The 26,275-nt window shown below is 73.7% G+C and carries 29 protein-coding genes; 15 read left to right on the forward strand and 14 right to left on the reverse strand.

Annotated elements, in window-relative coordinates; translation table 11 throughout:
* The first annotated feature begins 140 nt into the window (after positions 1–140).
* Positions 141–578 carry an Lrp/AsnC family transcriptional regulator gene (locus QDR37_RS06265; RefSeq protein ID WP_279712753.1) on the forward strand — a complete coding sequence of 146 codons (438 nt, stop codon included), beginning with the start codon at positions 141–143 and terminating at the stop codon, positions 576–578.
* On the opposite strand, the gene QDR37_RS06270 is transcribed toward QDR37_RS06265, so the two are convergent.
* Genes QDR37_RS06270 through QDR37_RS06280 form a run of 3 tightly spaced genes read right to left on the reverse strand, consistent with a single transcriptional unit; the run spans position 579 to position 4,078 of the window.
* Positions 579–1,124, reverse strand: coding sequence for an HPP family protein (locus QDR37_RS06270; RefSeq protein WP_279712754.1), 546 nt, complete (start codon positions 1,122–1,124; stop codon positions 579–581).
* On the reverse strand, positions 1,125–1,580 hold the full coding sequence (locus QDR37_RS06275; protein ID WP_279712755.1) for a hypothetical protein: 456 nt from the start codon (positions 1,578–1,580) through the stop codon (positions 1,125–1,127).
* Positions 1,580–4,078 carry a nitrate reductase gene (locus QDR37_RS06280; RefSeq protein WP_279712756.1) on the reverse strand — a complete coding sequence of 833 codons (2,499 nt, stop codon included), beginning with the start codon at positions 4,076–4,078 and terminating at the stop codon, positions 1,580–1,582. The genes QDR37_RS06275 and QDR37_RS06280 overlap by 1 nt, the downstream gene beginning before the upstream one ends.
* Before the next feature lie 157 nt (positions 4,079–4,235).
* On the opposite strand from QDR37_RS06280, the gene lipB reads away from it, so the two are divergent.
* Both lipB and lipA read left to right on the forward strand, forming a co-directional pair.
* A complete protein-coding gene (gene lipB / locus QDR37_RS06285) occupies positions 4,236–4,880 on the forward strand; it encodes a lipoyl(octanoyl) transferase LipB (protein ID WP_279713567.1) in 645 nt (214 codons plus the stop codon).
* Positions 4,881–4,912: 32 nt separating this feature from the next.
* Positions 4,913–5,920, forward strand: a complete 1,008-nt coding sequence (gene lipA, locus QDR37_RS06290; protein ID WP_279713568.1) for a lipoyl synthase — start codon at positions 4,913–4,915, stop codon at positions 5,918–5,920.
* A 24-nt stretch (positions 5,921–5,944) separates the two neighbouring features.
* Here lipA and QDR37_RS06295 read toward each other — a convergent pair whose 3' ends face one another.
* The 5 genes from QDR37_RS06295 to QDR37_RS06315 form a co-directional block, all read right to left on the reverse strand.
* Positions 5,945–7,342 (reverse strand): protein kinase, encoded by a 1,398-nt coding sequence (locus tag QDR37_RS06295; protein ID WP_279712757.1) that lies wholly within the window; start codon positions 7,340–7,342, stop codon positions 5,945–5,947.
* A gap of 102 nt (positions 7,343–7,444) precedes the next feature.
* Positions 7,445–7,633: a hypothetical protein gene (locus QDR37_RS06300; protein WP_279712758.1), complete on the reverse strand. Its 189-nt coding sequence runs from the start codon at positions 7,631–7,633 to the stop codon at positions 7,445–7,447.
* A gap of 82 nt (positions 7,634–7,715) precedes the next feature.
* A complete protein-coding gene (locus QDR37_RS06305) occupies positions 7,716–8,405 on the reverse strand; it encodes a DUF1345 domain-containing protein (protein ID WP_279712759.1) in 690 nt (229 codons plus the stop codon).
* Between the two features lie 69 nt (positions 8,406–8,474).
* Positions 8,475–8,909 carry a hypothetical protein gene (locus tag QDR37_RS06310; RefSeq protein ID WP_279712760.1) on the reverse strand — a complete coding sequence of 145 codons (435 nt, stop codon included), beginning with the start codon at positions 8,907–8,909 and terminating at the stop codon, positions 8,475–8,477.
* A gap of 24 nt (positions 8,910–8,933) precedes the next feature.
* Entirely contained in the window at positions 8,934–9,791 is an 858-nt protein-coding gene (locus QDR37_RS06315) for a 3-hydroxyacyl-CoA dehydrogenase (protein WP_279712761.1), read from the reverse strand.
* 105 nt (positions 9,792–9,896) lie between these two features.
* Between QDR37_RS06315 and QDR37_RS06320 the strand changes: the two genes are divergently transcribed.
* The gene (locus QDR37_RS06320) at positions 9,897–10,571 is read left to right on the forward strand and encodes a trimeric intracellular cation channel family protein (RefSeq protein WP_279712762.1); all 675 of its coding nucleotides are present in this window, start codon (positions 9,897–9,899) and stop codon (positions 10,569–10,571) included.
* A gap of 3 nt (positions 10,572–10,574) precedes the next feature.
* Here QDR37_RS06320 and QDR37_RS06325 read toward each other — a convergent pair whose 3' ends face one another.
* The 4 genes from QDR37_RS06325 to ald all read right to left on the reverse strand — a co-directional run bounded on the left by QDR37_RS06325 (position 10,575) and on the right by ald (position 13,437).
* Positions 10,575–10,760, reverse strand: coding sequence for a PspC domain-containing protein (locus tag QDR37_RS06325; protein WP_279712763.1), 186 nt, complete (start codon positions 10,758–10,760; stop codon positions 10,575–10,577).
* A gap of 106 nt (positions 10,761–10,866) precedes the next feature.
* On the reverse strand, positions 10,867–11,823 hold the full coding sequence (locus QDR37_RS06330) for an NAD(P)/FAD-dependent oxidoreductase (protein WP_279712764.1): 957 nt from the start codon (positions 11,821–11,823) through the stop codon (positions 10,867–10,869).
* Positions 11,824–11,829: 6 nt separating this feature from the next.
* Entirely contained in the window at positions 11,830–12,222 is a 393-nt protein-coding gene (locus QDR37_RS06335; protein WP_279712765.1) for a VOC family protein, read from the reverse strand.
* 111 nt (positions 12,223–12,333) lie between these two features.
* Complete coding sequence (gene ald / locus QDR37_RS06340; protein WP_279712767.1) at positions 12,334–13,437, reverse strand: alanine dehydrogenase; 1,104 nt, start codon at positions 13,435–13,437, stop codon at positions 12,334–12,336.
* 138 nt (positions 13,438–13,575) lie between these two features.
* Here ald and QDR37_RS06345 point away from each other — a divergent pair, with 138 nt between their 5' ends.
* The 7 genes from QDR37_RS06345 (at position 13,576) to QDR37_RS06375 (ending at position 20,851) form a co-directional block, all read left to right on the forward strand.
* A complete protein-coding gene (locus QDR37_RS06345; protein ID WP_279712769.1) occupies positions 13,576–14,058 on the forward strand; it encodes an Lrp/AsnC family transcriptional regulator in 483 nt (160 codons plus the stop codon).
* Positions 14,059–14,098: 40 nt separating this feature from the next.
* Positions 14,099–15,109 (forward strand): substrate-binding domain-containing protein, encoded by a 1,011-nt coding sequence (locus tag QDR37_RS06350; RefSeq protein WP_279712771.1) that lies wholly within the window; start codon positions 14,099–14,101, stop codon positions 15,107–15,109.
* A 32-nt stretch (positions 15,110–15,141) separates the two neighbouring features.
* On the forward strand, positions 15,142–16,854 hold the full coding sequence (gene araB, locus QDR37_RS06355; RefSeq protein WP_279712772.1) for a ribulokinase: 1,713 nt from the start codon (positions 15,142–15,144) through the stop codon (positions 16,852–16,854).
* Complete coding sequence (locus tag QDR37_RS06360; RefSeq protein WP_279712773.1) at positions 16,851–17,579, forward strand: L-ribulose-5-phosphate 4-epimerase; 729 nt, start codon at positions 16,851–16,853, stop codon at positions 17,577–17,579. The genes araB and QDR37_RS06360 overlap by 4 nt, the downstream gene beginning before the upstream one ends.
* Entirely contained in the window at positions 17,579–19,090 is a 1,512-nt protein-coding gene (gene araA / locus QDR37_RS06365; protein ID WP_279712774.1) for an L-arabinose isomerase, read from the forward strand. Before QDR37_RS06360 ends, araA begins: the two co-directional genes overlap by 1 nt.
* A 133-nt stretch (positions 19,091–19,223) precedes the next feature.
* Positions 19,224–19,925 (forward strand): HAD family phosphatase, encoded by a 702-nt coding sequence (locus tag QDR37_RS06370; RefSeq protein WP_279712775.1) that lies wholly within the window; start codon positions 19,224–19,226, stop codon positions 19,923–19,925.
* A 59-nt stretch (positions 19,926–19,984) separates the two neighbouring features.
* Positions 19,985–20,851, forward strand: a complete 867-nt coding sequence (locus QDR37_RS06375; protein WP_279712776.1) for an SDR family NAD(P)-dependent oxidoreductase — start codon at positions 19,985–19,987, stop codon at positions 20,849–20,851.
* Here the strand turns inward: QDR37_RS06375 and QDR37_RS06380 are convergent.
* On the reverse strand, positions 20,848–21,786 hold the full coding sequence (locus QDR37_RS06380; protein WP_279712777.1) for a DNA-3-methyladenine glycosylase 2 family protein: 939 nt from the start codon (positions 21,784–21,786) through the stop codon (positions 20,848–20,850). The two genes, QDR37_RS06375 and QDR37_RS06380, sit on opposite strands and share 4 nt — an antisense overlap.
* Positions 21,787–21,924: 138 nt before the next feature.
* On the opposite strand from QDR37_RS06380, the gene QDR37_RS06385 reads away from it, so the two are divergent.
* Both QDR37_RS06385 and QDR37_RS06390 read left to right on the forward strand, forming a co-directional pair.
* A complete protein-coding gene (locus QDR37_RS06385) occupies positions 21,925–23,202 on the forward strand; it encodes a Mur ligase family protein (RefSeq protein WP_279712778.1) in 1,278 nt (425 codons plus the stop codon).
* Positions 23,199–23,921: a glutamine amidotransferase gene (locus QDR37_RS06390; protein WP_279712779.1), complete on the forward strand. Its 723-nt coding sequence runs from the start codon at positions 23,199–23,201 to the stop codon at positions 23,919–23,921. The genes QDR37_RS06385 and QDR37_RS06390 overlap by 4 nt, the downstream gene beginning before the upstream one ends.
* Before the next feature lie 10 nt (positions 23,922–23,931).
* On the opposite strand, the gene QDR37_RS06395 is transcribed toward QDR37_RS06390, so the two are convergent.
* Complete coding sequence (locus QDR37_RS06395; protein WP_279712780.1) at positions 23,932–24,693, reverse strand: M15 family metallopeptidase; 762 nt, start codon at positions 24,691–24,693, stop codon at positions 23,932–23,934.
* A gap of 84 nt (positions 24,694–24,777) precedes the next feature.
* On the opposite strand from QDR37_RS06395, the gene QDR37_RS06400 reads away from it, so the two are divergent.
* Both QDR37_RS06400 and QDR37_RS06405 read left to right on the forward strand, forming a co-directional pair.
* Positions 24,778–25,275, forward strand: a complete 498-nt coding sequence (locus QDR37_RS06400) for a pyridoxamine 5'-phosphate oxidase family protein (protein WP_279712781.1) — start codon at positions 24,778–24,780, stop codon at positions 25,273–25,275.
* Positions 25,272–26,231: an acryloyl-CoA reductase gene (locus QDR37_RS06405; RefSeq protein WP_279712782.1), complete on the forward strand. Its 960-nt coding sequence runs from the start codon at positions 25,272–25,274 to the stop codon at positions 26,229–26,231. The genes QDR37_RS06400 and QDR37_RS06405 overlap by 4 nt, the downstream gene beginning before the upstream one ends.
* Positions 26,232–26,275: the final 44 nt, after the last annotated feature.

Here is a 26,275-nt window from a genome sequence, read left to right on the forward strand (position 1 = left end):
TCGACGGCACGGACGGGGTAGGTCGACCTCCGGTCGACGGCCCGGCCAGTCTGCCAGCGCGAGCACGCGCGAAACCGTTCCGCCACGCAGCAGCGCTGCGCCCCCTGGCTCCTGGACGCAAGGATCGCTACCGTTCCGTCATGGACAACATCGACGCGCGCATCCTCGACCTGCTGCGGCGCAACGCGCGATCGGCCTACGGCGACATCGGCGCCGTCGTCGGCCTGTCCGCGAGCGCGGTGAAGCGGCGGGTCGACCGGCTGCTCGCCGAGGGCGTCATCCGCTCCTTCACCATCCAGGTCGATCCGGCGCTCGAGGGCATGAGCACCGAGGCGTGGGTCGAGCTGTTCTGCCGCGGCACCGTCTCGCCGACCGAGCTGAAGCGGATCCTGTCCGCGGTGCCCGAGGTCGTGTACGCGGGCACGGTCACCGGCGACGCGGACGCGGTCGTGCAGATGCGCAGCCGGGACATCCCGAGCCTCGAGATCGCGCTCGAGCGCGTCCGGGTCGCACCGAACGTCGACCACACCCGCAGCGCGATCGTGCTCTCACGGCTCGTCAACCGCACGACGAGCTGATCACCCGTTCGGTTCCTTCGGCGTCCGCCCGAGCAGCAGCCGGTCCGCCGCCCAGCCGAGGACCGTGATGAGCACGATGGCACCCGCCATCGACAGCAGCGCGGGTGCGCCCTGCAGGATGCCGAGGCTCACGATGAGGGTCGTCGCGCCCGCCGGCGGATGCGGCAGGTTCAGCAGCACGAGCACCGCCGTCGTGATCGCCACCGACAGCACGCCCCCGAGGAGGTACTGCGGGTTCAGCCCCGCGGTCGCGGCGGAGGGCTTGCCCCACTGCCCGACCACCAGCAGGCACAGGATCCCGGCGATGAGGCCCACGCCGTGACCGACGAGCGTGTTGAGCGGCCGGGCGGCGGCGTTCCGAGGCGACTGGAAGAACAGCATCACGGTCGGGCCGAGGCTCGGGAACAGCCATGGCTGCTTCAGCGCGAGCCCGACCGACCCCGAGATCGCGAGCACGACGAGGCTGAGCAGCGCGGCGTAGGCGGCCCCGACGGGCCGCCGCTGCACCGCCTGCGCGAGTGGCCCGCCCTCGAGCGTGTCGCTCATCTACGCCACCACGAGCGCCTGCGGCGCCGCCTGCTTCATGCGAGTGCCGATCCAGGCGATCTGCGTCTCGGTCTGCCCGTGGCAGCGGTCGATGTGGTCGAGCAGGTCCTCGTCGCGAAGGGCCGACGCGGCCTGCCGGACGAGGGTGTAGGTCGTGTCGACGAACGAGGCGAGCAGCGACAGGTCCTGCAGGTCCCGCAGCAGCCCCAGAGGCCCGCTCCGCGTCTCCGACAGCTCCGCGGCGTGCAACCGGTCGGGCTCGTCGTCCTTCTGCTCCCCGTAGCGGTGGATGATCGGGTCGAGGCTCTCGAGGTGCGCATCGCACTGCTTCGCGAGCGCCATGCACGTCTGGTACACGTCCGGCTCGTCGACGTGGCCCGTCGACACCGCGCGGAACGCGTCGCCGAGCACGCGCTCGCCCTCGCGCAGCATCCCGAGGTAGACCGGCAGCAGCATCAGAACCGCCGGTCCGCGGGGGCCGACTCCTCGGCCGGCCGGATGTCCTCGGACGCCTCCGCAGCGGGTCCGCCGACGGTCGCGGGCACCTTCGACGGGTCGGCCGGCCGCGACGCCGTGGTGGTCGGCGCCGGCGCCGGTCCCACGCCGTCCGCGACCTTCTCGACGCGCACCGCCGCGTTCTTCAGGATCGGCTGCTTCGAGACGGGATCCCACTCGCTCATCGTCAGCTCGTTCGCCTCGGTCGGCCTGTCGGCGTCGGGTCCGCCCTCCCCCGGGTTCGGGCCCGTGCGGTCGCGCTCCCAGTAGCCGTAGTGGAAGGGCGCGAACACCGTCCCCGGCCGCACCCCGCCGACGCGGGCCGGCACGACGATCTCGCCTCGTCGGGACGCCACCCGGATGAGGTCGCCCTCGCGGATGCCGAGCCGCTCCGCGTCCTCGCTCGAGATCTCCGCCCAGGCCGCGGGCGCCGCCTTGTTCAGCTGCGGGGTGCGGCCCGTCTTCGTCCGGGTGTGGAAGTGGTAGACCGTGCGGCCCGTCGTGTAATGGAAGGGGTACTCGTCGTCCGGCGGCTCGTGCGACGGCATGTAGGCGGCGGGCTTGAGGATCGCGCGCCCGTTCGCCTGCAGCGCCCGGTACTTGAGCGGTCCGACCGTCGCACCCGTGAGCAGGTCGTGGCCGAACGTCTCGCAGCGGTCGAACTCCGTCGGGAAGACCCCGTCGCCGTAGAGCCGCGCGGTGCCTTCGGGGTGCTCGTCGTTGCACGGCCAGCAGATGCCGCTGCCGCCGCGGAGCTTCTCGTAGCTGAGGCCCGTGTAGTCGACGAGCCGGCCGCGCGTGCACTCCTTCCACGCGGTGAAGCCGTCCTCCGGGCAAGTCCACTCGAGCAGCGGGCGCCCCGACCTCGTGCGGAAGTCCATCCGCCTCGAGTAGTCGAGGAAGATGTCGAGGTCGCTCCTCGCCTCCCCCGGTGGCTCCACCGCCTTGTCGGAGAGGTGCACGGTGCGGTTCACGTTCGTGAAGGCGCCCTGCTTCTCGCCCCAGCCGGCCGCGGGCAGCACGACGTCGGCGTACTTCGCGGTCTCGGTGAGGTAGAGGTCCTGCACGACGAGGAACAGCCCCTCGCGGTCGAGGATGCGGCGGACGCGCTCCGCCTGCGGCATCGAGACCACCGGGTTCGTCGCGATGACCCAGAGCAGGTCGATCGAGCCCTGCTCGACGTAGCGGAAGATCTGCATCACATGCGTCGGGGGCGCCCAGTGCGGGATCTGGTCGACGTCGACGTCCCAGAGCTCGGCGAGCTCCTCCACGTGCTTCGGGTTCTCCCAGTTGCGGAAGCCGGGCAGATCGCCGTCGGCACCCGCTTCGCGGTTGTTCTGCGCCGTCGGCTGCCCGTTCATCTGCAGGATCCCGTTGCCCGGCACCCCGATCCGGCCGGAGACGAGGTGCAGGTTGTTCACCGCGCAGGCCGACGCCGTCGCCTGCGCCGACTGGTAGAAGCCCTGCAGCACGGTCGAGAGCACCCGGGGCGAGGTGCCGAAGATGCGGGCCGCGTGCCGGACGTCCTCCGCGTCGACGCCGCACTCCTCCGCCACCGCCTCGGGCGTCCAGGGCTCCACCGTCTCGCGCAGCTCGTCGAAGCCGATCACGTGCTGCGCGATGTAGTCCTCGTCGATCCAACCGTTCGCGATCACCTCGTGCATCAGGCCGTTCATGAGCGCGAGGTTCGTGCCCGGGTGCACGGCGAGGTGCACGGTCGCATGCCGGGCCACCTCGGTGTCGCGGGGGTCGACGCAGACGACGACCGGCGGGTTGGGGCCGGCGAGCCGGTCGAGCACGCGCATCCAGAGCACCGTCTGGGTCTCGGCCATGTTGTGGCCGTAGAGGAAGATCGCGTCGCACTCGTCGATGTCGTCGTAGCTGCCCGGCTGCCCGTCGGAGCCGAAGCTCTCCTTCATCGACGCGGCGGCCGTCGCGGTGCACAAACGCGTGTTGCCGTCCATGTGCGGGGTGCCGAGGCCCGCCTTGCCCACGATCCCGAGCGCGTAGTACTCCTCGAGGAACAGCTGCCCGGTCGAGTAGAAGCCGTGGCTGAGCGGGCCCTTGTCGGCGAGCAGCGCCCTGCTGCGCTCGACGATCGCGCCCATCGCGGTGTCCCAGTCGGTGGGGACGAGCTCACCGTTCCGCCGGATGAGGGGGGTGGTGAGCCGGTCAGCGCCGGCCATGCCCTGCCAGCTGCCGAAGAGTCCCTTCGGACCGAGGCGGCCGTGGTTCACCGAGTCGACCGCGCGGCCGCGCACGCCGACCATCCGCCCGTCCTTCACGGCGATGTCGCAGGCGCAGCCGTTGCTGCAGAGCAGGCACGCGGACTGCACCCACCGGTCGACGTCGCCCTCCCCCAGGCCGTCCGCGAGCTTGAGGTCCACCCGGACGGGCCAGCGCTCCCCGCGATCGAAGGGCGTCCGCGTGCCCCAGATGTCCGCGATCCGATCGACCATGCGACCCCCTCGTCCCGTCCTGATCCGGACCGTAGCCCCCGCACACCTCGAGGCCCCTGAGTTCGGAAGGGGCTGGACAGGAGCGCTCGGGTGGGCAACTACGCTCGTCGGGGCGACCGGGGGTGTCCGCTCGCGATCGGAGGGATCCGTGTTCGATCTGCTGCGCGACCGGCTCGCGCCCGCCTACCTCGACTACCACGAGGGCTGGGCGCTGCAGCGCCGCGTCCACGCCGACGTCGTGTCGGGAATGCGGCCGCCGACCCTGATCCTCTGCGAGCACGAAGCCGTCTACACCGCCGGCAAGCGCACGCAGCCCGAGGACCGGCCCGTCGACGGGACGCCGGTCGTCGACATCGACCGGGGCGGCCGGATCACCTGGCACGGCCCCGGGCAGCTGACCGGGTACCCGATCGTCCGGCTCGTGGAGCCCGTGGACGTGGTCGCCTTCGTGCGCGATCTGGAGGCGATGATGATCGACGTCGCCGCCCGCCACGGCGTCGAGGGCGAGCGGGTCGAGGGCCGCTCGGGCGTGTGGGTGCGCACGGCGCACGGCTACGACAAGATCGGCGCGATCGGCCTGCGCGTGCAGGACGGGGTGACCATGCACGGCTTCGCCCTCAACTGCAGCAACAGCCTCACCCCGTACGAGGCGATCGTGCCGTGCGGCATCAGCGACGCGGGGGTCGCGACGCTGTCGCAGCTGACCGGCCGGCGCATCGAGCCCGCCGACGTGATCGACGACGTCGTCGACGCGTTCGGGCGGCTCGTGCGCTTCCGCGCAGCGGCCGAGGTCGCCGCGTGACCGCGGGGACGCCGGGGCGCGGCGCGGTCGCGCTGCCCTCGACCGGGCTCGACCCGGCCCGCGAGTCGGGCGCCCGCAAGCTGCTCCGGCTCGAGGCGCGCAACGCCGCCGTGCCCATCGAGCGCAAGCCCGAGTGGATCAAGACCCGCGCGAACCTCGGCCCGGAGTACCGGGAGCTGCACCAGCTCGTGAAGAGCGAGGGGCTGCACACCGTCTGCCAGGAGGCGGGCTGCCCGAACATCTACGAGTGCTGGGAGGACCGGGAGGCCACCTTCCTCATCGGCGGCGCCCAGTGCACGAGGCGCTGCGACTTCTGCCAGATCGACACGGGCAAGCCCGCCGACTACGACACCGACGAGCCCCGCCGGGTCGCGGAGTCCGTGAGCGCGATGCGGCTGAAGTACGCCACCGTCACGGGCGTCGCCCGCGACGACCTCCCCGACGAGGGCGCATGGCTGCACGCCGAGACCGTCCGCGCGATCCATGCCGCGAACCCGGCCACCGGCGTGGAGATCCTCGCCACCGACTTCTCCGGCAACCCCGACCTGCTGGGCGAGGTGTTCTCGTCCCGCCCGGAGGTGTTCGCGCACAACGTCGAGACCGTGCCGCGGATCTTCAAGCGCATCCGGCCCGCCTTCCGGTACGAGCGCTCCCTCGGCGTGATCACGATGGCCCGCGACGCCGGCCTCGTGACGAAGTCGAACCTGATCCTCGGCATGGGCGAGGAGCCGAACGAGGTGCTCCAGGCCCTCGAGGACCTCCATACCGCCGGCTGCGACATCATCACCCTGACGCAGTACCTGCGGCCCACCCCCCGCCACCTGCCGGTGGCGCGGTGGGTCAAGCCGGACGAGTTCGCGGACTTCAAGACCGCCGCCGAGGAGATCGGGTTCCTCGGCGTCCTCGCCGGCCCGCTCGTGCGCTCCTCCTACCGCGCCGGACGGCTGTGGGCGCAGTCGATGCTCGCGAAGGGCCGTGAGATCCCCGAGGGGCTGCAGCACCTCGCCGACCCGGCCCTCGGCTTCGCGCAGGCGGTCTGAGGGCCTCCGCCCGCAACGGGCCCGTCAGGACCCGCGGTCGCGGCGGCCGTCGGTGCGCTCGGACGTCTCGGAGCGCGACTCGATGCGTCGCAGCACCATCGAGGCGAGGTCGCGGAGCGTCTCGAGCTCGTCACGGCTGTAGGCGCGGGGCACGCGGTCGAAGACGGTGAGCGCGCCGAGGTAGTGCCCGTCGGTGGTGATGAGGGGTGCCGCGGCCATCGAGCGGAAGCGCTCGCCGCCCGTCACCATCGGGTTGTCGCGGGTGCGCGCGTCGAGGAGCGCGTCCGGGATGGCCCACGGGGCGTCGCCCGGATCGGCGGCCGACCGGATGACGAGGTTGCGGTCGACGTACCGCTCGTCCCAGCCGGTGCTCGAGGCGAACCAGATGCGGTCGGCGGCGATGATCGCGACGAGCGCGACCGGCACCCGCAGCAGCGCGGCGGCGAGGCGGGTCGCCCGGTCGAACACCTCGTCGGGCTCGGTCCCGAGCACGTCGGCCCGCCGCACCGCGGCGAGGCGCTCGGGCTCGTCGCGCGCGAGCAGGTGCGGTGCGACGCGGCGGTGCGCGACGAGGTCGTCGACGATCACCGTCTGGAAGGCGTCCGACGCCTCGTCGGCCGGGATCCTGTCGTCGGGGTCGCGAGCGGTCATCGCACGGATGATCGCCGCGATGCCGGGCGGCACGTCGTCCGGGACCTCGGGATCGGCGTCGAGCCGAGCGAGCGTCGACTCGACGACCGAGCCCGGGAACGCGACCCGCGCCGTGGCCGCCTCGAGCAGCACGAGGCCGAGCGAGTAGACGTCGGAGGCCGCGGTCATGTCGAGGCCCTCGACCTGCTCCGGGCTCAGGTAGGCGGCCGTGCCGGTGGTGGTCTCCCCGTCCGCGTGCGTGCCGATGAGCGAGGCGATGCCGAAGTCGGCGAGCTTGCCGCGGAGCCGCCGCGCGGCCCCCCGGGTCGCGAGCAGGACGTTCGCCGGCTTGATGTCACGATGCAGGAAGCCCGCCTCGTGCACGGCCTGCAGCCCGTCCGAGAGGTCGAAACCGAGGTAGCAGACCTGTCCGGGCTCGAGCGGGCCGTTGCGCCGCAGGTGCTCCCGGAGGTCCTGGCCGGGGATGTACTCCATGACGAGATAGATCCGCGGGTGCGCCGGATCGCTGGCGTCGACCCCCGCGTCGAAGAGCGTCGTCAGCGCGTGGTGGTTCAGCGAGGCGATGAGCTTCGCCTCGGCCTCCTGCACCTGCAGGTCGTCCGGGGTCTCGGCCGTCGCCCGGAAGACCTTGATGGCGACGTCGCGGTTCAGCAGCGTGTCGCGGGCGAGGTAGACGGTCGCCATGCCGCCGCGACCGAGCACGCGACCGACGGCGTAGCGGTTCGCGAGGCGGGCGGGCACCTGACGGCCCGCGGGCTCCTGCGCGCTCACCCCGGCCCACCGATCGGCTCGCCGCGCCGCACCGGCGCGGGACGGCTGCGGCAGGACGCGATGCGGACGGGACGGCGAGTGACCCCGGGAACCAGGGCGCGGTCACTCCTCCAGAAGCTGGTAGACCCATTCACCGGACGGTCCCCGGCCCTCGCTCAGCACGTAGTGGTTGCCGTCGTAGCCGAGCTCGGCGGGTGGCTGTGCGTCGCCGCCGAGCTCGATCGTGAGCGGGATGGCGACGTCGAGCCGGGCGTGCGGGTTCGGTACGAGCAGGGCCCCGGCAGTCGCCATGGCTCCAGTCTTGACTCCGCGGTGGGAACCGGCTGCACGGCGGTCGAGCGACCGCCGTGCATCCGCTCCGGACGCGCGGGACTCAGCCGGCGAGGCCGGCGAGCAGGTTGACCGTTGAGGCGAGCACGACCGCACCGAAGACGTAGGAGAGCAAGGCGTGCCGCAGGATCGTCGCACGCATGACGCCCGTCTGGATGTCGGTGTCCGACACCTGGAACGTCATGCCGACCGTGAACGCGAGGTAGGCGAACTCGACGTAGCGCGGCGGCTCGTCCTGGTTGAAGCTGACCCCGCCGTCGGGCCCCGAGTAGTAGAGCTCGGCGTAGCGCAACGTGAAGAGCGTGTGGACGACGAGCCACGAGAGCGCGACGCTGACGAGGGCGAGCAGCGCGAGCAGGTCCTTGATGCCGGGCGCGGTGCTCTTCGCCCCGGCGAGCACGCCGACGACCGCGACGAGGCTCGCCACGCTGGCGATCAGCAGGATGAAGTCGGCGGTGCTCCGGTGGGGGTTCTGCCGGGTCGCTGCGCGGGCGGTCTCGTCGGCGTCCTTGTTGCCGATGACGATCCAGGTCCAGAGCAGGTAGACGCCGGCGGCGGCAACCCAGCCCACGTCGAGGGCGATGCGCCATCCGCCGAGCAGGGCCGTGATGCCGCCCGCCAGCAGCCCGGCGATGACGGTGACGGTGAGCCGCAGGACGGTGCGCCGTCGGGTCGCGGACTCGTCCCGGGCAGGGGCCTCCGAACGATGGCCCTGCTTCTCCGAGGTGCTCATGCGCGAATGGTGCCAGTGAGCACGCTGAGGGCGGACTGATTCTCCACAGCTCCTCGACGGCGCGCCGCCTCAGAGCGCGGTCGTGACCGGGACCTCGAGGGAACGGGCGAGCACGAGCACCTCCGGGACCGCGTCGGACGGCACCACCACGAGCGCGTGCGCGTCGGTGCCCGGCTCCTCCAGGCGGAGGAGCCGGTGGCCGTGCTCGGCGAGCACCCGGTCCGCGGCGGCGATCGCCTCCGCGAGGTCGTCGGTGTCGGTCACCTCGTCGAGGTCGGGCTGCAGGCGGAACACCCGCGGCAGCTGCACGAGCGCGTCCGAGAGCTCCATGCCGGTGTCCTCGGCGTCGAGGTAGGCGAGCGCGCCCGCGTCGTCGAGCCCGTCGAGCAGCGTCTCCCAGGCGTCGCCGTCCGGCTCGCCGAGGGCGGCCTCCACCGCGGGCGGGAGCAGCTCGTCGTCGTCGAGCAGCGCGCAGAGCCGCCGCCAGTCGTCCGTGGTCCCCATCGGGTCCATGGTGCCCGACGGGCCTCAGCGGTACGTGTAGAACCCCTCGCCCGACTCGACTCCGAGCAGCCCCCGGTCGAGGTAGTCGCGCTGCAGCCGCGCCGCGAACGCCCGCGACTCCGCGTTCCCCGCGATCGACACGGCGTAGGCCGTGCGGAGGCCGACCACGTCGAAGATCTGGAACGGCCCGAGCGGGGCACCCGTGGCGATGCGCCAGGTCGCGTCGATGGTCGCCGGGTCGGCCACGTCCTTCATGAAGAGCCCGGCGGCCGCATCGAGGAACGGCACGAGCAGCGAGTTGAGCACGTAGCCCGGCTGCTCCTTGCGCAGCCGGATGGGCACCATGCCGATCTCCTCGGCGAAGGCGGCGACCCGGTCGGCGACAGCCGGGTCGGTGCGGGACGTGCCCATGATCTCGGCCGTGTTCTGCGCCCAGATGTGATTCGCGAAGTGCAGCGCGAGGAACCGCTCGGGGCGGCCGGTCGACTCCACGAGATCGCTCGGCAGCAGCGTCGACGAGTTCGTCGCGAGCACCGTCCGCTCCGGCGCCACCTGCGCGAGGGCGCGATACACCCCGCGCTTCAGCTCGAGCGACTCGGGGACCGCCTCGATCACGAGGTCGGCGTCGGCGACCGCGGCGGCGAGGTCCGTCTCGAAGCGGATGCCCGCCGCGGCGGCGCGCACCGCGTCGGGATCCGCGTCGCGCACCTCACCGAGGTACTGCCCGACGATCGCGTCGAGCCGGCCCCGGGCCTGCGCCACGGCCTCGTCGCTCACGTCGTACGAGGTGACGGCGAAGCCGTGCACGGCGGTCTGGAAGGCGATCTGCATCCCGAGGACGCCGGCGCCGAGCACCGTGACCCGCTCGAACGACGACGACATGGTGCTCCTGCTTCCGATGGGCGGTGGCGCCCAGCATCGCCGGTCGTTCCCGACAGGTCGCCGCGCTGGCCCCTCGTGGTAGGGATCAGGGGGAGGTGAGGCCGGATGACCGATGTGCCGGTCGACGCGCTGTTCCGCGGCATCGACCTCACCGGCGTGCTCGCGAACGCGGTGCTCGGCGGCGTGCTCGCGCGTCAGGAGCGGCTCGATCCCATCGGGTTCGCGGCGCTCGCGACGCTGTCGGGCCTCGGCGGCGGCCTGATCCGGGACACCCTGCTGCAGCACGGACCGCCGATCGCGCTGCGGGACTACGCGTACGTGCTCACCGCGATCGCCGGGGCGGTGATCGCGTTCCTCCTCGAGGTGCAGGGCGGGTTCTGGGACCGCGTCTTCCCCTTCGTCGACGCCGTGTCGCTCGGCTGCTGGGCGGCCACCGGTGCGCAGCGCACCCTCGCCGACGGGCTCGGCTGGCTGCCCGCGATCCTGCTCGGCACGATCACCGCGGTCGGCGGGGGGCTCGTCCGCGACGTGGTGATGCGGCGCGTGCCCGGCATCTTCGGGGGCAACACCCTCTACGCCACCTCGGCGCTCGTCGCGAGCGGCGTGATGGTGGCGTGCTCGGTGCTCGGGGCACCGACGGCGGGCCTCGTCGTCTCGACGGTCACCGGGGCGGGCCTCACGCTGCTCGCGCGGTGGCGGGGGTGGCAGCTGCCGGCCGCGCCCTCGGGCCCGCGCCCGGTCTGGCGGAACCTGCGGCGCGGGCGGCGGCCGAGGCGGTAGGGGTCAGGCGCGCTCGGCGGGCATGACGATCCACAGGAGCACGTAGATGATCACCTGCGGGCCGGGCAGGAACACCGACAGCACGAAGACGAGCCGCACGAACCACGCCGGCAGGTCGAAGCGGCGGGCGAGGCCCGCGCAGACACCGGCGATCACGCGGCCGCGGCGGGGACGGACGAGGGCGCTCATCGCGGCAGTATGACCGGCCGAGTGCAGGGGATCCACCGTCCTGCAGGGCCGCAGCACGCCTGCTCACCTGCACCGCGGCGGATCCCCTGCATCCCGGGACGACGGGTCAGCCGGTGCGTGCGAGCGCGTCGGCGAGCGCCGCCTCGGTGTCGAGGGCGACGAGCGCCTCGTTCATCGCCGCTCCTGCCTCGGTGCCGTCGCCGACCGCCGTCGCGACCTTGAGCGACGGGTCGACCACGTTGCCGGCGGCCCAGAGCCCCGGGACGCTCGTCGCGCCCGCGCGGCTCACCTCGACGAAGACGCCGGCTCCCCGCTCGGTCGTCGCGGCGCCGAGCATGCGCAGCAGGGCGTCGTTCGGCACGGCCCGTGGGGTCACGAAGACCCGGTCGACCGTGCGGCGCTCGCCTGCGACCCGGACGCCCGTGAGCCGGTCCCCCAGCGAGAGCACCTGCTCGACGCGTCCCGGCAGCACCTCGACGCCCCGCGCCTCGAGGGCGCGGCGGTGCGCCCTGCTCGGCTCGAAGGCGTCGTGCGTGAGCAGCACCACCCGCGTCGACCACTGCCGCAGCAGCAGCGCGCGCGAGACGCCTCCCTCGTCCGTGGCGAGCAGCGCGATGCGCGCGTCGCGCGACTCCCAGCCGTCGCAGTACGGGCAGACGACGGCGCCGCGGCCCCACTGCTCGGCGAGGCCCGGGACGTCGGGCAGCTCGTCGCGGACGCCGGTGGCGACGAGCAGCTGACGGGCCGAGGTGGTGCCGCCGTCCGCGAAGGCCACGAGGAAGCCGTCGTCCATGCGCTCGACCGCCCTCGCCTCGCCGCGGCGGAGCACGCCGTCGTAGCGGGCCACCTCGGCGCGCCCACGCTCGAGCAGCACCGACGGCGGCGAGCCGTCGAAGCCGAGCACGCCGTGCGAGTGGGCGGCGGACGCGTTGCGCGGCTCCCCGCCGTCGACGACGAGCACGCGCCGCCGCGCCCGCGCGAGGGTGAGCGCCGCACCGAGGCCGGCCCCGCCGCCGCCGAGCACGAGCGCGTCCCACTCGGCTCCCCTTCCGCGATCCTGCACGAGCGCCTAGCCCTCCAGCACGCTCGCGACGCCGACGAGGTGCCCCTCGGGGTCGTGGAAGTGGCCGATCACGAGGTTCGTGCGGGGCTCGCGCACCGGCCCGAGCACGCGCGTGCCGCCGAGCTCCTCCGCCTTCGCGAGCGCCTGCTCGACGTCGGGCACGGCCACGTAGAAGATCACGTGGCCCGGATACGCCGGACCCCCGCCGACGCCGCCCGGGATGCCGGTGCCGTCCTCGGCCGTGTAGCGCGGAACGAAGCCGTAGCGGCCGTGGTCGGAGACGGAGTCGGACACGGGGTTGCTCGTGTCGTACTCCCAGCCGAACAGCTCGCCGAAGTACTGCTGGAGCCGCTCCGGATCCCTGCCCGTGATCTCGAAGTGGACGACCGGCTGCGCCATGACCGTGCTCCCTCCGGCGCCGCGGCCGACGCCCCGGGGTCAAGACAACCCGACCGCACCTGCGGGGAACGGGCATGCGCGCTGTGCGGGCGCCTCATCCTGCGGAGCGGGTCAGGTGAGCGGCGTGTGCTCCAGACCGTGCGCCGACGCGACGGCGGCGTTGGTGAGCCGGCCCGCCGACACGTTCACGCCCGCGCGCAGCGCCGGGTCGCGCTGCACAGCGGTCTCCCACCCCCCGTCGGCGAGCGCGAGCGCGTAGGGCAGGGTCGCGTTCGTGAGCGCGACCGTCGAGGTCGCCGGCACCGCGCCCGGCATGTTCGCGACGCAGTAGTAGCGGCTGCCGTGCACCGGGAAGGTGGGGTCGTCGTAGGTCGTCGGGTGCGAGCCCTCGAAGCACCCGCCCTGGTCGATCGCGATGTCGACGAGCACGGTGCCGGGCCTCATGTCGGCGACCATCGCGTCGGTGACGAGCTTCGGGGCCGCGGCGCCGGGGATGAGCACGCTGCCGATGACGAGGTCGGCGTCGCGCAGCTGCGCCGCGATCTCGTACGCGCTCGACCGGAGCGTCTGCACGCGCCCGTCGAAGCGGGCGTCGAGCGCGCGCAGGCGCGGCAGCGAGATGTCGAAGACCGTGACCGACGCCTGCATGCCGACCGCGATCGTCGCCGCGTTCTCGCCCGCGACGCCGCCGCCGATCACCACGACCTTCGAGCGCGGGGTGCCCGTGACGCCGCCGAGCAGCACACCGGGTCCGCCGTGGTGCCGCATGAGCTGGTCGGCCCCGGCCTGCACCGAGAGCCGGCCCGCGATCTCGCTCATGGGTGACAGCAGCGGCAGCGAGCGGTCCGGCAGCTGCACGGTCTCGTAGGCGATCGCGGTCGCGCCGGACGCGAGCAGCGCCTCGGTGAGCGGGCGGTCGGCGGCGAGGTGGAGGTAGGTGAAGAGCACCTGCCCGTCGCGGATGCGGCTGTACTCGCTCTCGACCGGCTCCTTCACCTTGAGCACGAGCTCGGCCTCGCCCCACACGGCGTCGGCGTCGTCGGCGAGGGTCGCGCCGGCGGTCTCGTACTCGTCGTCGGCGAAGCCCGAGCCCTCGCCCGCGCCCCGCTGCACGAGCACGCGGTGCCCGTGGCCGACGAGCTCGTGCACGCCCGACGGCGTGGCCGCGACCCGCGACTCGTTGCTCTTCACCTCGATGGGGACGCCGATCAGCACGCTGCACCTCGCTTCCGCCGGCCACCATCGGCCGCGTCGCTCCATTCAGCAGCAGGATTCGGGGCAGCGCCAGACCCGGCGAACTTCTGCGCGGAGAACGCTCCCGCGACTCTCATACGTTCGACTAGCGTGCCCGGCGTGAGCCTCGCGCCGAATGTCGCCGTCCCGCGCCTCGACGAGGTCGACCGCCGCATCCTCGACGCGCTGCGCGTGAACGCCCGCCTTCCGAACAACCGGCTCGCCGAGCTCGCGGGGGTCGCGCCCTCCACGTGCCTCCAGCGGGTGCGGGCCCTGCAGGACGCCGGCGTGATCCGCCGGTTCACCGTCGACCTCGACCCGACCGCCCTCGGCTACGGCCTGCAGGCCCTCGTCTCGATCCGGATCACGCCCGGGGCGCGCGACCAGCTCGCCGCGTTCGCCGAGCAGCTGCGGTCGCTGCCCGAGGTGTCGCAGTTCTTCTACCTCGCGGGCTCGGCCGACTTCATCGTGCACTTCCAGGCCCGCACGACGCAGGACCTCAAGGACTTCGTCACCGAGAAGCTCTCCACGAACCCGATCGTCGCCTCGACCAACACGAGCCTGATCTTCGAGCACGACGTGAACGTGCTCGGGCTGTCCTAGGCCCGGCTCCGGCCCGCTCCCGCGGCGCTACGCTCCGAGCGTGGCGACCATCTTCGACGTGGCCGCCGCCGCGGGGGTCTCGCACCAGACCGTCTCCCGGACGCTGAAGGGCGACCCCACGGTCCGGCCCGCCATCCGCGAACGCGTCGAGGCCGCGGTCGAGCACCTCGGCTACCGGCCGAACGCCGCCGCTCGCGCGCTCGCCAGCCGCCGCACCCGCACGATCGGGCTCATCGCCGTCGGCCTGCCGCTCTACGGCCCCTCGAGCACGACCCACGGCTTCAACACCGCCGCCCACCGCTCGGGCTGGGACGTCTCGATCGCCGCCCTCGAGCGCTCGGCCTCGGAGGTGCGGCACGCCGCCGACGCGCTGCTCGGGCAGGACGTGCAGGCGCTCGTCGTGGTCGGCCCCACCCCGTCGGTGACGGCCGGCCTGCGCGACCTCGGGCTGCGCGTGCCCCTGCTCACGTCGGTCCGCACCGACCTCCCGGGGGCGCACTGGGTGGGCATCGACTCCGAGGCGGGCGCCCGCATGGCCGTGCGGCATCTCGCCGAGCTCGGGCACCGGTCGATCGTGCACGTCGCGGGCCCGGAGGACTGGTCGGAGGCGCAGGACCGCGAGTCCGGCTGGCGCGCGGAGTGCGCCCGTCTCGGACTCGAGGCGCCCGTGCCGCTCCGCGGCGACTGGACCGCCGAGACGGGGTACGCGATCGGGCAGCGCCTCGCCGCGGAGGGCACCGCCACCGCGGTCTTCAGCGCCAACGACCAGACCGCGCTCGGCCTGCTCGCGGCGTTCCGCGAGGCGGGCGTCCGGGTGCCGGAGGACGTGAGCGTGGTCGGCTTCGACGACCAGCCCGAGGCGCACTTCTTCGCGCCGCCACTGACCACCGTGCGGCAGGACTTCACCGGCCTCGGCGAGCGGCTCACCGCGCTGCTCGACGCCCTCCTCGCCGGTGAGGAGGGCGGCGACCCGCCGGCCCAGGCGCCCGAGCTCGTCGTGCGGCGCTCGACGGGCCCGTCGCCCGCACGGCCACGATCTGCCATCATGTGAGCGCTCACTCTTCGGGAACGACGGAGTCCTCAATGACCGACGGCGACAGCGCCGACCGCTTCGTGATCGGCATCGACTACGGCACGCTCTCCGGGCGAGCGGTCGTGGTGCGCGTGTCCGACGGACGCGAGCTCGGTAGCGCCGTGCACGAGTACCCGCACGCGGTGATGGACCGGCGGCTGCCCTCCGGCACGCGGCTGCCCCCGGACTGGGCGCTGCAGGCGCCGGGCGACTACCTCGAGGTGCTGCAGAAGGCCGTGCCCGGGGCCGTGCGCGCCGCCGGCATCGACCCCGCCCACGTGATCGGCCTCGGCACCGACTTCACCGCCTGCACGATGGTGCCGGTGCTCTCGGACGGCACCCCGCTGTCGGACCTGCCGGAGTACGCGGACCGGCCGCACGCCTACGTGAAGCTCTGGAAGCACCACGCGGCGCAGGGCCAGGCCGACCGCATCACGCACCTCGCCGCCGAGCGCGGCGAGGCGTGGCTGCCGCGCTACGGCGGCCTCATCTCCTCCGAGTGGCAGTGGGCGAAGGCGCTGCAGCTGCTCGAGGAGGACCGCGAGCTCTACGACCGCATGGACCTGTGGGTCGAGGCCGCCGACTGGATCGTCTGGCGCCTCACCGGCACCCTCGCCCGGAACGCCTGCACCGCGGGCTACAAGGGCCTCCGGCAGGACGGCGGCTACCCGGCCCGCGACTTCGCGGCGGCGCTGAACCCCGACTTCGCCGACTTCGCGGACACGAGGCTGGCGGGCGACGTCGTCGCCCTCGGCGCCGCCGCCGGCCGGCTCTCCGCCGAGGCCGCCGCCTGGACGGGTCTGCGCGAGGGCATCGCGGTCGCGGCGGGCAACGTCGACGCGCACGTCACGATCCCTGCCGCGCAGGCCGTCGAGCCGGGGCGGATGGTGGCGGTGATGGGCACCTCGACCTGCCACGTCATGAACGGCGACCGCCTCGCCGAGGTGCCCGGCATGTGCGGCGCCGTCGACGGCGGCATCACCGAGGGCGCCTGGGGCTACGAGGCCGGGCAGTCCGGCGTGGGCGACATCTTCGCCTGGTACGTCGAGAACCAGGTGCCGCAGGCGGTGCACGAGGCCGCGGCCCGCGAGGGCAGGAGCGTGCACCAGCACCTCTCGGACCTCGCCGCGTCCGAGCCCGTGGGCGCGTCCGGCCTGCTCGCGCTCGACTGGGAGAGCGGCAACCGCAGCGTGCTCGTCGACCACGAGCTCACCGGTGTGGTCCTCGGGCTCACCCTCACCACCCGGCCCGAGGAGGTGTACCGGGCCCTCGTCGAGTCGACGGCCTTCGGCACCCGGAAGATCGTCGAGACCTTCCACGCCTCGGGGGTGCCCGTCGAGGAGCTCGTGGTCGCCGGCGGCCTCAAGAAGAACGCCTTCCTCATGCAGATCTACGCCGACGTGCTCCGCATGCCCATCTCGGTGATCGCGAGCGATCAGGGCCCGGCCCTCGGCTCGGCGATCCACGCCGCGGTCGCCGCCGGCGCCTACGCGGATGTGCGGGCGGCCGCGGATGCGATGGGCGGGCGCAGCGAGGGCGGCTTCACCCCCGACGAGCAGCGCGCCGACGCCTACGACCGTCTCTACGCGGAGTACAGCACGCTGCACGACTACTTCGGCCGAGGCGGCAACGACGTGATGCACCGCCTCGCCGCCCTCCGACGCGAGGCGTGGGCGTCGCGCGCCGAGAAGACCACCGAGCCCAGGACGGAGCTGCCCGCATGACCACCTTCAGCGACGAGGTCGAGGAGTCGATCGCCCGGGTCCGCGAGGAGGTCGCCGCGCTGCACGGCGAGCTCGTCCGCTACGGGCTCGTGGTCTGGACCGGCGGCAACGTCTCAGGCCGCGTCCCGGGCGCCGACCTGTTCGTCATCAAGCCCAGCGGGGTGCCGTACGACGCGCTCACCGCCGACGACATGATCCTCTGCGACCTCGACGGGGAGGTGATCGCCGAGACCGCGGGCGCGCACCGCAGTCCGTCGAGCGACACCGCCGCGCACGCGTACGTGTACCGGCATATGGCGCACGTCGGCGGCGTCGTGCACACGCACTCGACCTACGCGGTCGCCTGGGCCGCGCGCGGCGAGCCGATCCCGTGCGTGATCACGGCGATGGCGGACGAGTTCGGGGGCGAGATCCCGATCGGCCCGTTCGCGATCATCGGCGACGACTCGATCGGCCGGGGCGTCGTCGAGACCCTCACCGGGCACCGCAGCCGCGCGGTGCTCATGCAGAACCACGGCCCGTTCACGATCGGCTCCGACGCCCGCGACGCGGTGAAGGCCGCCGTCATGGTCGAGGACGTCGCCCGCACGGTGCACATCGCCCGGCAGCTCGGCGACCCGCTGCCGATCCCCCCGGAGGCGATCGACCGCCTCTTCGACCGCTACCAGAACGTCTACGGGCAGTCCTCCGACGCCCGCTTCGCCACGTCCGACGAGGAGTCCTGATGCCCGCGCTTCCCACCACACTCGACGGCTACGAGGTCTGGTTCCTCACCGGCAGCCAGCACCTCTACGGCCCGGAGACCCTCGAGCAGGTCGCGCAGCAGTCGCGCACGATCGCCGACACGCTCGGCGGCCAGGTGCCCGTCCGCGTCGTCTGGAAGCCGGTGCTCACCGACGCCGACGCGATCCGCCGCACCGCGCTCGAGGCGAACGCCGACGACCGGGTGATCGGCCTGATCGCCTGGATGCACACCTTCAGCCCCGCGAAGATGTGGATCGGCGGCCTCACCGCGCTGCAGAAGCCGCTGCTGCACCTGCACACGCAGGCGAACGTCGAGCTGCCCTGGGGCGACATCGACTTCGACTTCATGAACCTGAACCAGGCCGCGCACGGCGACCGCGAGTTCGGCTACATCGAGACGCGCCTGCAGGTGCCGCGCACCACGGTCGTCGGCCACGTGAGCGACCCGGCGGTGACCGCTCGCGTCGAGGTGTGGCAGCGGGCCGCCGCCGGCCGCGCGGCCGCGCGCACGCTGAAGCTCGCCCGCTTCGGCGACAACATGCGCTTCGTCGCGGTCACCGAGGGCGACAAGACCGAGGCCGAGATCCGCTTCGGCATGCAGGTGAACACCTGGGGCGTGAACGACCTCGCCGAGCGGGTGGCGCAGGCGTCCGACGCCGATGTCGACGCCCTGGTCGCCGAGTACGACGAGCGCTACGACGTCGTGCCCGCGCTGCGGGCGGACGGCGAGCGCCGGCAGTCGCTCCGCGACGGCGCCGCCATCGAGCTCGCCCTCAGGTCCTTCCTCGAGGAGGGCGGCTTCGGCGCCTTCACCACGAACTTCGAGGACCTCGGCGCCCTCACGCAGCTGCCGGGGCTCGCGGTGCAGCGACTCATGGCCGAGGGCTACGGCTTCGGCGCCGAGGGCGACTGGAAGACCGCCGCGCTCGTCCGCGTCGCGAACGTCATGGGTGCGGGCCTGCCCGGCGGCGCGAGCCTGATGGAGGACTACACCTACGACCTCACCCCGGGGTCGGAGCTGATCCTCGGCGCCCACATGCTCGAGGTCAGCCCGTCGCTCACGACGTCGCGGCCGAGCCTCGAGATCCACCCGCTCGGCATCGGCGGCCGCGAGGACCCGGTGCGGCTCGTCTTCGACACCGACCCCGGGCCCGCCGTGGTCGTCGCTCTCTCGGACATGCGCGACCGGTTCCGGCTCACCGCGAACGTCGTCGACGTGGTCGCTCCCTCGGCGCCGCTGCCGAAGCTGCCGGTCGGCCGCGCGGTGTGGAAGCCGCGGCCCGACTTCCGCACCTCGGCCACCGCGTGGCTCACCGCGGGCGCCGCGCACCACACGGTGATGACGACCGCGGTCGGCGTCGAGGTCTGGGAGGACTTCGCGACGATGACCGAGACCGAGCTGCTCGTGATCGACGAGTCGACGACGCTGCGCGCGTTCCAGGACCAGGTGCGCTGGAACAGCGCCTACTACCGCCTCGCGCGCGGCATCTGACCGCGCTCTCCGCAGGAGCACGGACGGTCGCCGACGCCCGGTCCTGCCGGGTCGCGCGCCCGCCTCGTGGACGTCATCGACGCGACGCCCGCAGGTCCCCGGTCGTTCGCCGCGGCCGGGGAGCGTGGCCGACGTGCATCTCCCCCTGCAGGTGAGCGCGGTCGTCTTCGACCTCGACGGTCTCCTCGTCGACACGGAGTCCGCGTGGCTGCGCGCCGAGGCCGAGCTGTTCGCGAAGCATGGCGTGCCCTTCGGTCCGCTGCAGCAGGCCGAGCTCGTCGGCCTCGCGCTGCCCGACCTGCTCGCCCGGCTGCGCGTCGCGCTCGATGTCGACGCCGAGCAGACGGACGCGCTCCGCGACGAGCTCGAGCGGCGGGTGACCCGGTTCCAGGGCGAGCCGCGCCTGATGCCGGGGGCCGGTGCCCTCGTGCGGCGGCTCGCGGGTCGCGTGCCGCTCGCGATCGCGACGAACAGCGGCCGCGACGCCCTCGAGGCCGCCCTGGGCGCGACCGGGCTGCGCCGCTGCTTCCCGGTGACGGTGACGGCCGACGACGTCGAGCGTCCGAAGCCCGCCCCGGAGCCCTACCTCGCCGCGTTCGCGGCGCTCGACGCCGACCCGCGCCGCGGCGTGGTGTTCGAGGACTCGGCTCCCGGCGCGGCCGCGGGGCGACGGGCGGGTGCGACCGTCGTCACCGTGCCTGCGGGCGGTGCAGCCGAGCCGCAGGGCCACCTGACGCTCGCCTCGCTCGAGGACCAGGGCCTCGCGCGCTGGTCGGAGCGGGTGCGGGCGATCCGCGAGCGGCGCCCGGCGCTGCTCGTCCCGGCGACCGCCTGACCGGTTCCCAGCGGGCGTCGCGACGCCCGGCCGAGGATGGGAGCGGCGGAGGGAGCGCGATGAGCGGCGACACGGGCGGCCTCGATCTGGCGGGCAGGCGCGGTGTGATCACCGGTGGCGGCCGGGGCATCGGCCGCGCGATCGCCCTGCGCCTCGCCGAGCGGGGCGGCGACCTGCTGCTCGTCGGGCGCGACCGCGGCACGCTCGAGGCCACCGCGGAGGACCTGCGGGCCGCTGGTGGCACGGCGCGTGCGCTCAGCGTGGATCTCACGGATCCGGCCGCGCCCGTCCGCGTGGTCGAGGCGGCGCTCGAAGGCGGCGGGCTCGACCTGCTCGTGAACAACGCGGGCAACGTGCGGGCCGGGCGGCTGGACGCGATCGGTGCCGACGACGTGCGCGCGATGGTCGACCTCAACCTCACCGCCGCGATCCTCACCACTCAGGCGGCGCTGCCCGCGCTCCGCGCGGCCGACCGCGGCGGGGTCGTGCTGTCGATCTCGAGCGGCATCGGGCTCGTGCCGCTGCCCTTCTACAGCGTGTACGCCGCCACGAAGACGGGCCTCGCGGGCTTCGGCCATGCGCTGCGCCGCGAGCTCGCGGGCACACGCGTGCACGTCGCGACCGCCTATCCGGGCGCGACCGACACGGACATGATGACGAGCTCGCGGGCGGGCGAGTCGCTCGGCTTCGGGCGCCGGCCGGTCGACGACGTGGTCGACGACCTCCTCGCGGCGCTCGAGCGCGGCGAGCACGAGATCAACACCTCGCTGCCGACGAGGCGGCGGATGCAGGAGCTGCACCGCGACGACCCGCTCGCCGTGGACGCCGCCCTCGCGCCGCGGCTCGCGGAGATGGAGGAGGCGGTGCGCGGCCATTCCAGCATCGCGCCGCTGCCCGGAGGTGCGGGCCCGCGCTCACGCGCCTAGTGGTGCCGGTGGTCCTGGATCGTCAGCCTCGGCGCGAACCGCGGCTTGCGGGCGCCGGAGCGGTAGATGAGCCGGACGATGCGCTGCCGGTGGCCGCGCCACGGCTCGAGCAGCTCGAGCATCCCGTCGTCGTCGACCGGCTTCCCGATGAGCGCGTACCCGACGAGCTTCGACAGGTGCAGGTCGCCGACGCTCGGGGCGTCGGCGTCGCCGTGCGCGCGCTGCGTGGTCTCGGCGGCGGTCCAGATGCCGACGCCGGGCACGGTGCGCAGCCGCTGGGCGACCGCGCTGCCGCCGCGGCCGAGCTCGAGGGTGCGCTCGAGCCCCGAGGCCACCCGGGTGGCCTCCATGACGGCCCGCGAGCGCTTCGGGTCGACGCCCGCACGGTGCCAGTCCCACGACGGCACCCGCTTCCAGACCTCGGCGGCCGGCGCGACCCGCATGCCCTCGGGCGCGGGGCCGGGCGCGGGCTCGCCGTAGCGGCGCACCAGCCACGCCCACGAGCGGTGCGCCTCGAGCGTCGTGATCTTCTGCTCGAGGATCGCGGCGAGCAGCATCTCGAACACCTGCCGGCAGCGGGTGAGCCGCAGGCCGGGGTTGCGGCGCAGCGTCTCGGCCAGCATCGCGTTGCCGGTGACGTCGAGGCCGCTCCAGTCGTCGCCCTCGCCGAGCAGCTCGGGCACGCCCGTGATCGCCCACTCGGCGCCCTCGCCCCAGGCGTGCGCGCGGATCGCGCCGTCGGTGCGCTGCGACAGCCGCAGGGTGGCGGCGCCGCACGGCGTGCGGACGGTGCGCCAGACGGCGACGCCCTCGGCGCGGAACGTCGGGTCGTACCCGCCGCGCCGCAGCGGCGCGACGGTGGCGAACAGGTCGACCGGGACCGCGGGCGCGTAGACGGTCGTGGCGTCGGACTCGACGAGGGCCACGGCGGTCACCGCACCAGGGTAGGAAGGATCGATGACACCCGTTCGGGGGACACGCCGGACACGCCGGGGACCGTCCGGATCGGCTGCCGTAGCGTCGAGGGGCCGGTCGTGCCGACCCCGATGCACCGACCGCGGAAGGCGCCTGTCGTGAAGACCTCCCTGCTGCTGCCGCTCGTCGTCCTCGTCGGCCGTACCGTCCGCGCGCTCGCGCGCCGCCTCGGCGGCGGCACCGCGATCCCCGGCCTCGTCGTCGAGCGGCTCGCCCCGTGGTTCCTGCCGACCGTGCTCGGCCGGCTGCCGCACGGCGTGATCGTCGTCTCGGGCACGAACGGCAAGACGACCACCACGAAGGTGACGGCCGACCTGCTGACGAGCCAGGGCCTCCGCGTGTTCACGAACCGCACCGGCAGCAACTTCACCCGCGGCGTCGTCTCGGCGATGCTCGCGGACGTCTCGCTCACGGGCCGCCTGCCCGCCGACGTCGCGGTCCTCGAGCTCGACGAGGCCCACGGGGTGCACTTCGCACGCGCCGTGCGGCCCACGCACACGATGCTGCTCAACGTGCTGCGCGACCAGCTCGACCGCTTCGGCGAGATCGACACCACGGCGCGGCTGCTCGAGCGCATCGCCCGGGCGACGACCACGACGGTGATCGCGAACCGCGAGGACTCGCGGCTCGTCCGCATCGGCGAGTCGCTCGAGGGGGTCGACGTGCGCTGGATCGGGCTCGGCCCCGCGACCCGCGCCGCGTTCCGGAGCGACGACGAGCTGCACGGCGGCGCCGAGGGCCCCGGGCCCGCGCACGAGGCCGATGTCGAGCTGCTCGAGTACGACGGCGACACGGCGCGCTTCCGGGTCGGCGGGCAGGAGCTCGTCGCCCCGCTGCGTCTCGGCCCCGTCTACAACGCGTTCAACGCCGCCGGCGCGATCGCCCTCACCCGCGCGGTGCTCGGCGAACGGCTCGACATCGACCGCGTCCGCGACGGCCTCGCCGGCATCGAGCCGGCCTTCGGCCGCGGCGAGTCCTTCTCCGTCGGCGGCACCCCGCTCGAGCTCGTGCTCGTGAAGAACCCCGCCGGGTTCCGCATGGCCCTCGCCGCCTACCCGCACGCGGGCGTCGCGACGATGATCGTCATCAACGACGCCGACGCCGACGGCCGCGACGTGTCGTGGCTCTGGGACGTCGACTTCGACGAGCTCCGCGCCACGGGCGTCGCCCTCACCTCGGGCGTCCGCGCCGCCGACATGGCGCTGCGGCTGCAGTACGACCTCGTGCCGGTCGGCGGCGTCGAGGACGACCTCGAGGCGGCGCTCCGGCGCTTCACCGCCGAGAACCCGGGCCCGAAACGCATCTACGCCACGTACACCGCCATGCTCGTGCTGCGACGCATCCTGCACGGCTCGTCCTTCGGAGTGCTCGCATGACCGGCGAACCCCTCACCATCGCCCACCTCTACCCGCACCAGATGAACATCTACGGCGACCACGGCAACGTGCTCGCCCTGCAGCGGCGGGCGCAGTGGCACGGCTACGAGCCGGAGGTCCTCGAGGTGCACCCCGGCGACCCGTTCCCGGCGCGCGCCGACGTGATCGTGGGTGGCGGCGGCCAGGACAGCGGCCAGTCCAAGGTGACCGGCGACCTCGGCCGCCACGCGGACGAGTACCGCGATGCGGTCGAGGACGGCACCCCGGTGCTGCTCGTCTGCGGGATGTACCAGCTCTTCGGCCGCGCGTTCGTGACGAGCGAGGGCGAGCGGCTGCCCGGCATCGGCGTGCTCGACCTCGAGACGACGGGCTCGTCGAAGCGGATCATCGGCAACGTCGCCGTCGAGAGCGACGAGTTCGGCACCGTGATCGGCTTCGAGAACCACAGCGGCCGCACCGTGCTCGGCAGCGGCGGGCGTCCGCTCGGGCACGTCGCGAAGGGCCGCGGCAACAACGGCACGGACGGCACCGAGGGCGTGCGCTACCGGAACGTCATCGGCACCTACCTGCACGGCTCGGTGCTGCCGAAGAACCCGCGGGTGGCCGACTTCCTGCTCGAGACCGCGGCGGTGCGGCGGCACGGCTCGTTCCACCGCGGCACCCCCGACGACGCTCGTGCGGACGCCGCTCGGCGCGTCGCCGCGTCGCGGCCCCGCTGACCCGACCCGGCTAGTTCGGGTAGTCGGGGGCCGGACCGAGCCCGAACTCCTGCTCGAGGGTCTTCACGCCGGAGTCGTGCATGCGCTTCGCGAGGTCCGTGCCGATGTAGCGGTAGTGCCAGGGCTCGAAGTCGTATCCGGTGATCGACGTGAGGCCCTTCGGGTAGCGCAGCAGGAAGCCGTACTGCCACGCGTGCGCGGCGAGCCACCGCCCCTCAGGCGTGGTCTCGAAGCACGCCGCGAGCGAGCAGTTCCCGGATGCCGCCCCGATGTCGATGGCGAGGCCGGTCTGGTGCTCGCTGTAACCGGGGCGCGCGGTGAGCTTGTCGGCGGCCGCCTTGCCCATGTCGTTCACGTCGGTGTCGTAGATGCTCACCTGGTACGTGTACGCCCGGTAGGCGCTGTTCGACGCGAGGTCGAGGCCGTCCCGCTTCGCCGCGTCGAACATCGTCACGACGGCGTCGGAGGCCTCCTTGCGCAGCTGCGGGGCGTTCGTGTGCGGCACGGGCACGTCGACGAGGTCCGGCGGCACGTAGTCCTTCGGGTTCAGCGGGTGGGTCTTGTTCACGACCACCCAGAGGCTCGTCGGGTCGGTGAGCGACAGCGAGGGTGCGGCGCTCGGCGTCGCTGACGGCGAGGCCGAGGTGCCGGCGCCGCTCGTGGAGCGCGTCGCGACCGGCGTCGAGGACGTCGACGCGCCGGGCGCGGTGCAGCCGGCGAGCGCACCGACGCCCAAGAGCCCGAGCACCATCCCCGCCGCGATCCGCCTCATGCCCGCCACGCTACGGGTCGCGCCTATGACGCCCGGGACGACATCCTCAGGCGACTCGACACGGGTCCTGGCTAGCCTGCCGCCATGGCGACGCAGGCGACGACGGACGAGCTCGCGCGGCTCGGCACCCTGATCGGGAAGGCGCGGTTCGCGATCATCACGACGGTGAGCGCCGATGGGCAGCTCGTGAGCCGGCCCATGGCCGTGAAGGAGCGCGACTTCGACGGCGACCTGTGGTTCTTCACCGAGGACCCGTCGCACAAGACGAACGAGGTGCGGGCGAACCCGCAGGTGAACGTCGCGCTCGACTCCGGCAAGGGCTGGGTGTCGATCGCCGGCGAGGCGCACGTCGTGAAGGACTCGGCCAAGATCGACGAGCTGTGGGACACGGGCGCGCAGGCGTGGTTCGAGCACGGGCGCGACGACCCGAAGGTCGCGCTCCTGCGGGTCGAGGCGCACACCGCGGAGTACTGGGCCACGGACCAGCCGACCCCGGTCGTCCTGCTGAAGTACGCCAAGGCGGCCGTGACGGGCGGCCGGCCGCACGTCGGCACCTCGCGCACGGTCGAGCTGCCGAGTTGAGCACGCGCGCGATCGTCGTCCGCGACGACGGCGGCGAGGTGCGGGCCGGGGTCCAGCAGGTCGAGCTCGCCGGCCCCGGCAAGGGCGAGACGCTGCTGGCGGTGACGCACTCGTCGCTCAACTACAAGGACGCGATGGCCGTCGCCGGACGCCCGGGCATCCTGCGCGGGCTGCCGATGGTGCCGGGCATCGACGCGGTGGGACGCACCCCGGACGGACGCTCGCTCGTCGTCACGGGGGCCGGACTCGGCGAGCGGCGGCACGGCGGCCTCGCCGAGCAGGTCGTGATCGAGCACGCCACCGCGGTGCCGGTGCCCGAGGCCTACACGCCGCGCCAGGCGGCGGCGATCGGCACGGCCGGCGTCACCGCGGCCCTCGCGGCGCTCGCGCTGCGTCGCCACGGTGCGCCTGACGGGCCGGTGCTCGTCACCGGCGCGGGCGGCGGGGTCGGCGGGTACGCGGTCGCGCTGCTCTCGGCGCTCGGGCACCGGGTCGTCGCGTCGACCGGCCGGCGCGAGGCCCTCGAGGAGCATCTGACCGGACTCGGGGCCGCCGAGGTCGTCGACCGGCTCGATCCGGCACCCGGACGTCCGCTGCAGCAGCAGCGCTGGGCGGCCGTCGTCGACGCCGTGGGGGGCGGACCCCTCGTCAACGCGATCGCGCAGACCGTGCCCGGTGGGGTGGTCGCCGCGTGCGGCCTCGCGGCGAGCCCGGACCTTCCCGGCACCGTGCTGCCGTTCATCCTGCGCGGCGTCGTGCTCGCCGGGGTCGATTCGGTCGCGATCGGCCAGGACGCCCGTCGCGAGGCCTGGGCCCTGCTCGTCGCGCACGTGCCCGGCGACGTCGTCGACCGGCTCACCGAGCGCGAGATCGGTCTCGGCGAGGTGGCCGCCGCGGCCGACGAGGTGCTCGCGGGGCGGATCCGCGGCCGCGTCGTCGTGGACGTCCGCCGCTGACCGGCGCTCCGATGCCGGGGTCCGACTACCGCGAGTAGGTACTT

This window comes from Amnibacterium sp. CER49 (assembly GCF_029846255.1).
Lineage (GTDB): Bacteria > Actinomycetota > Actinomycetes > Actinomycetales > Microbacteriaceae > Amnibacterium.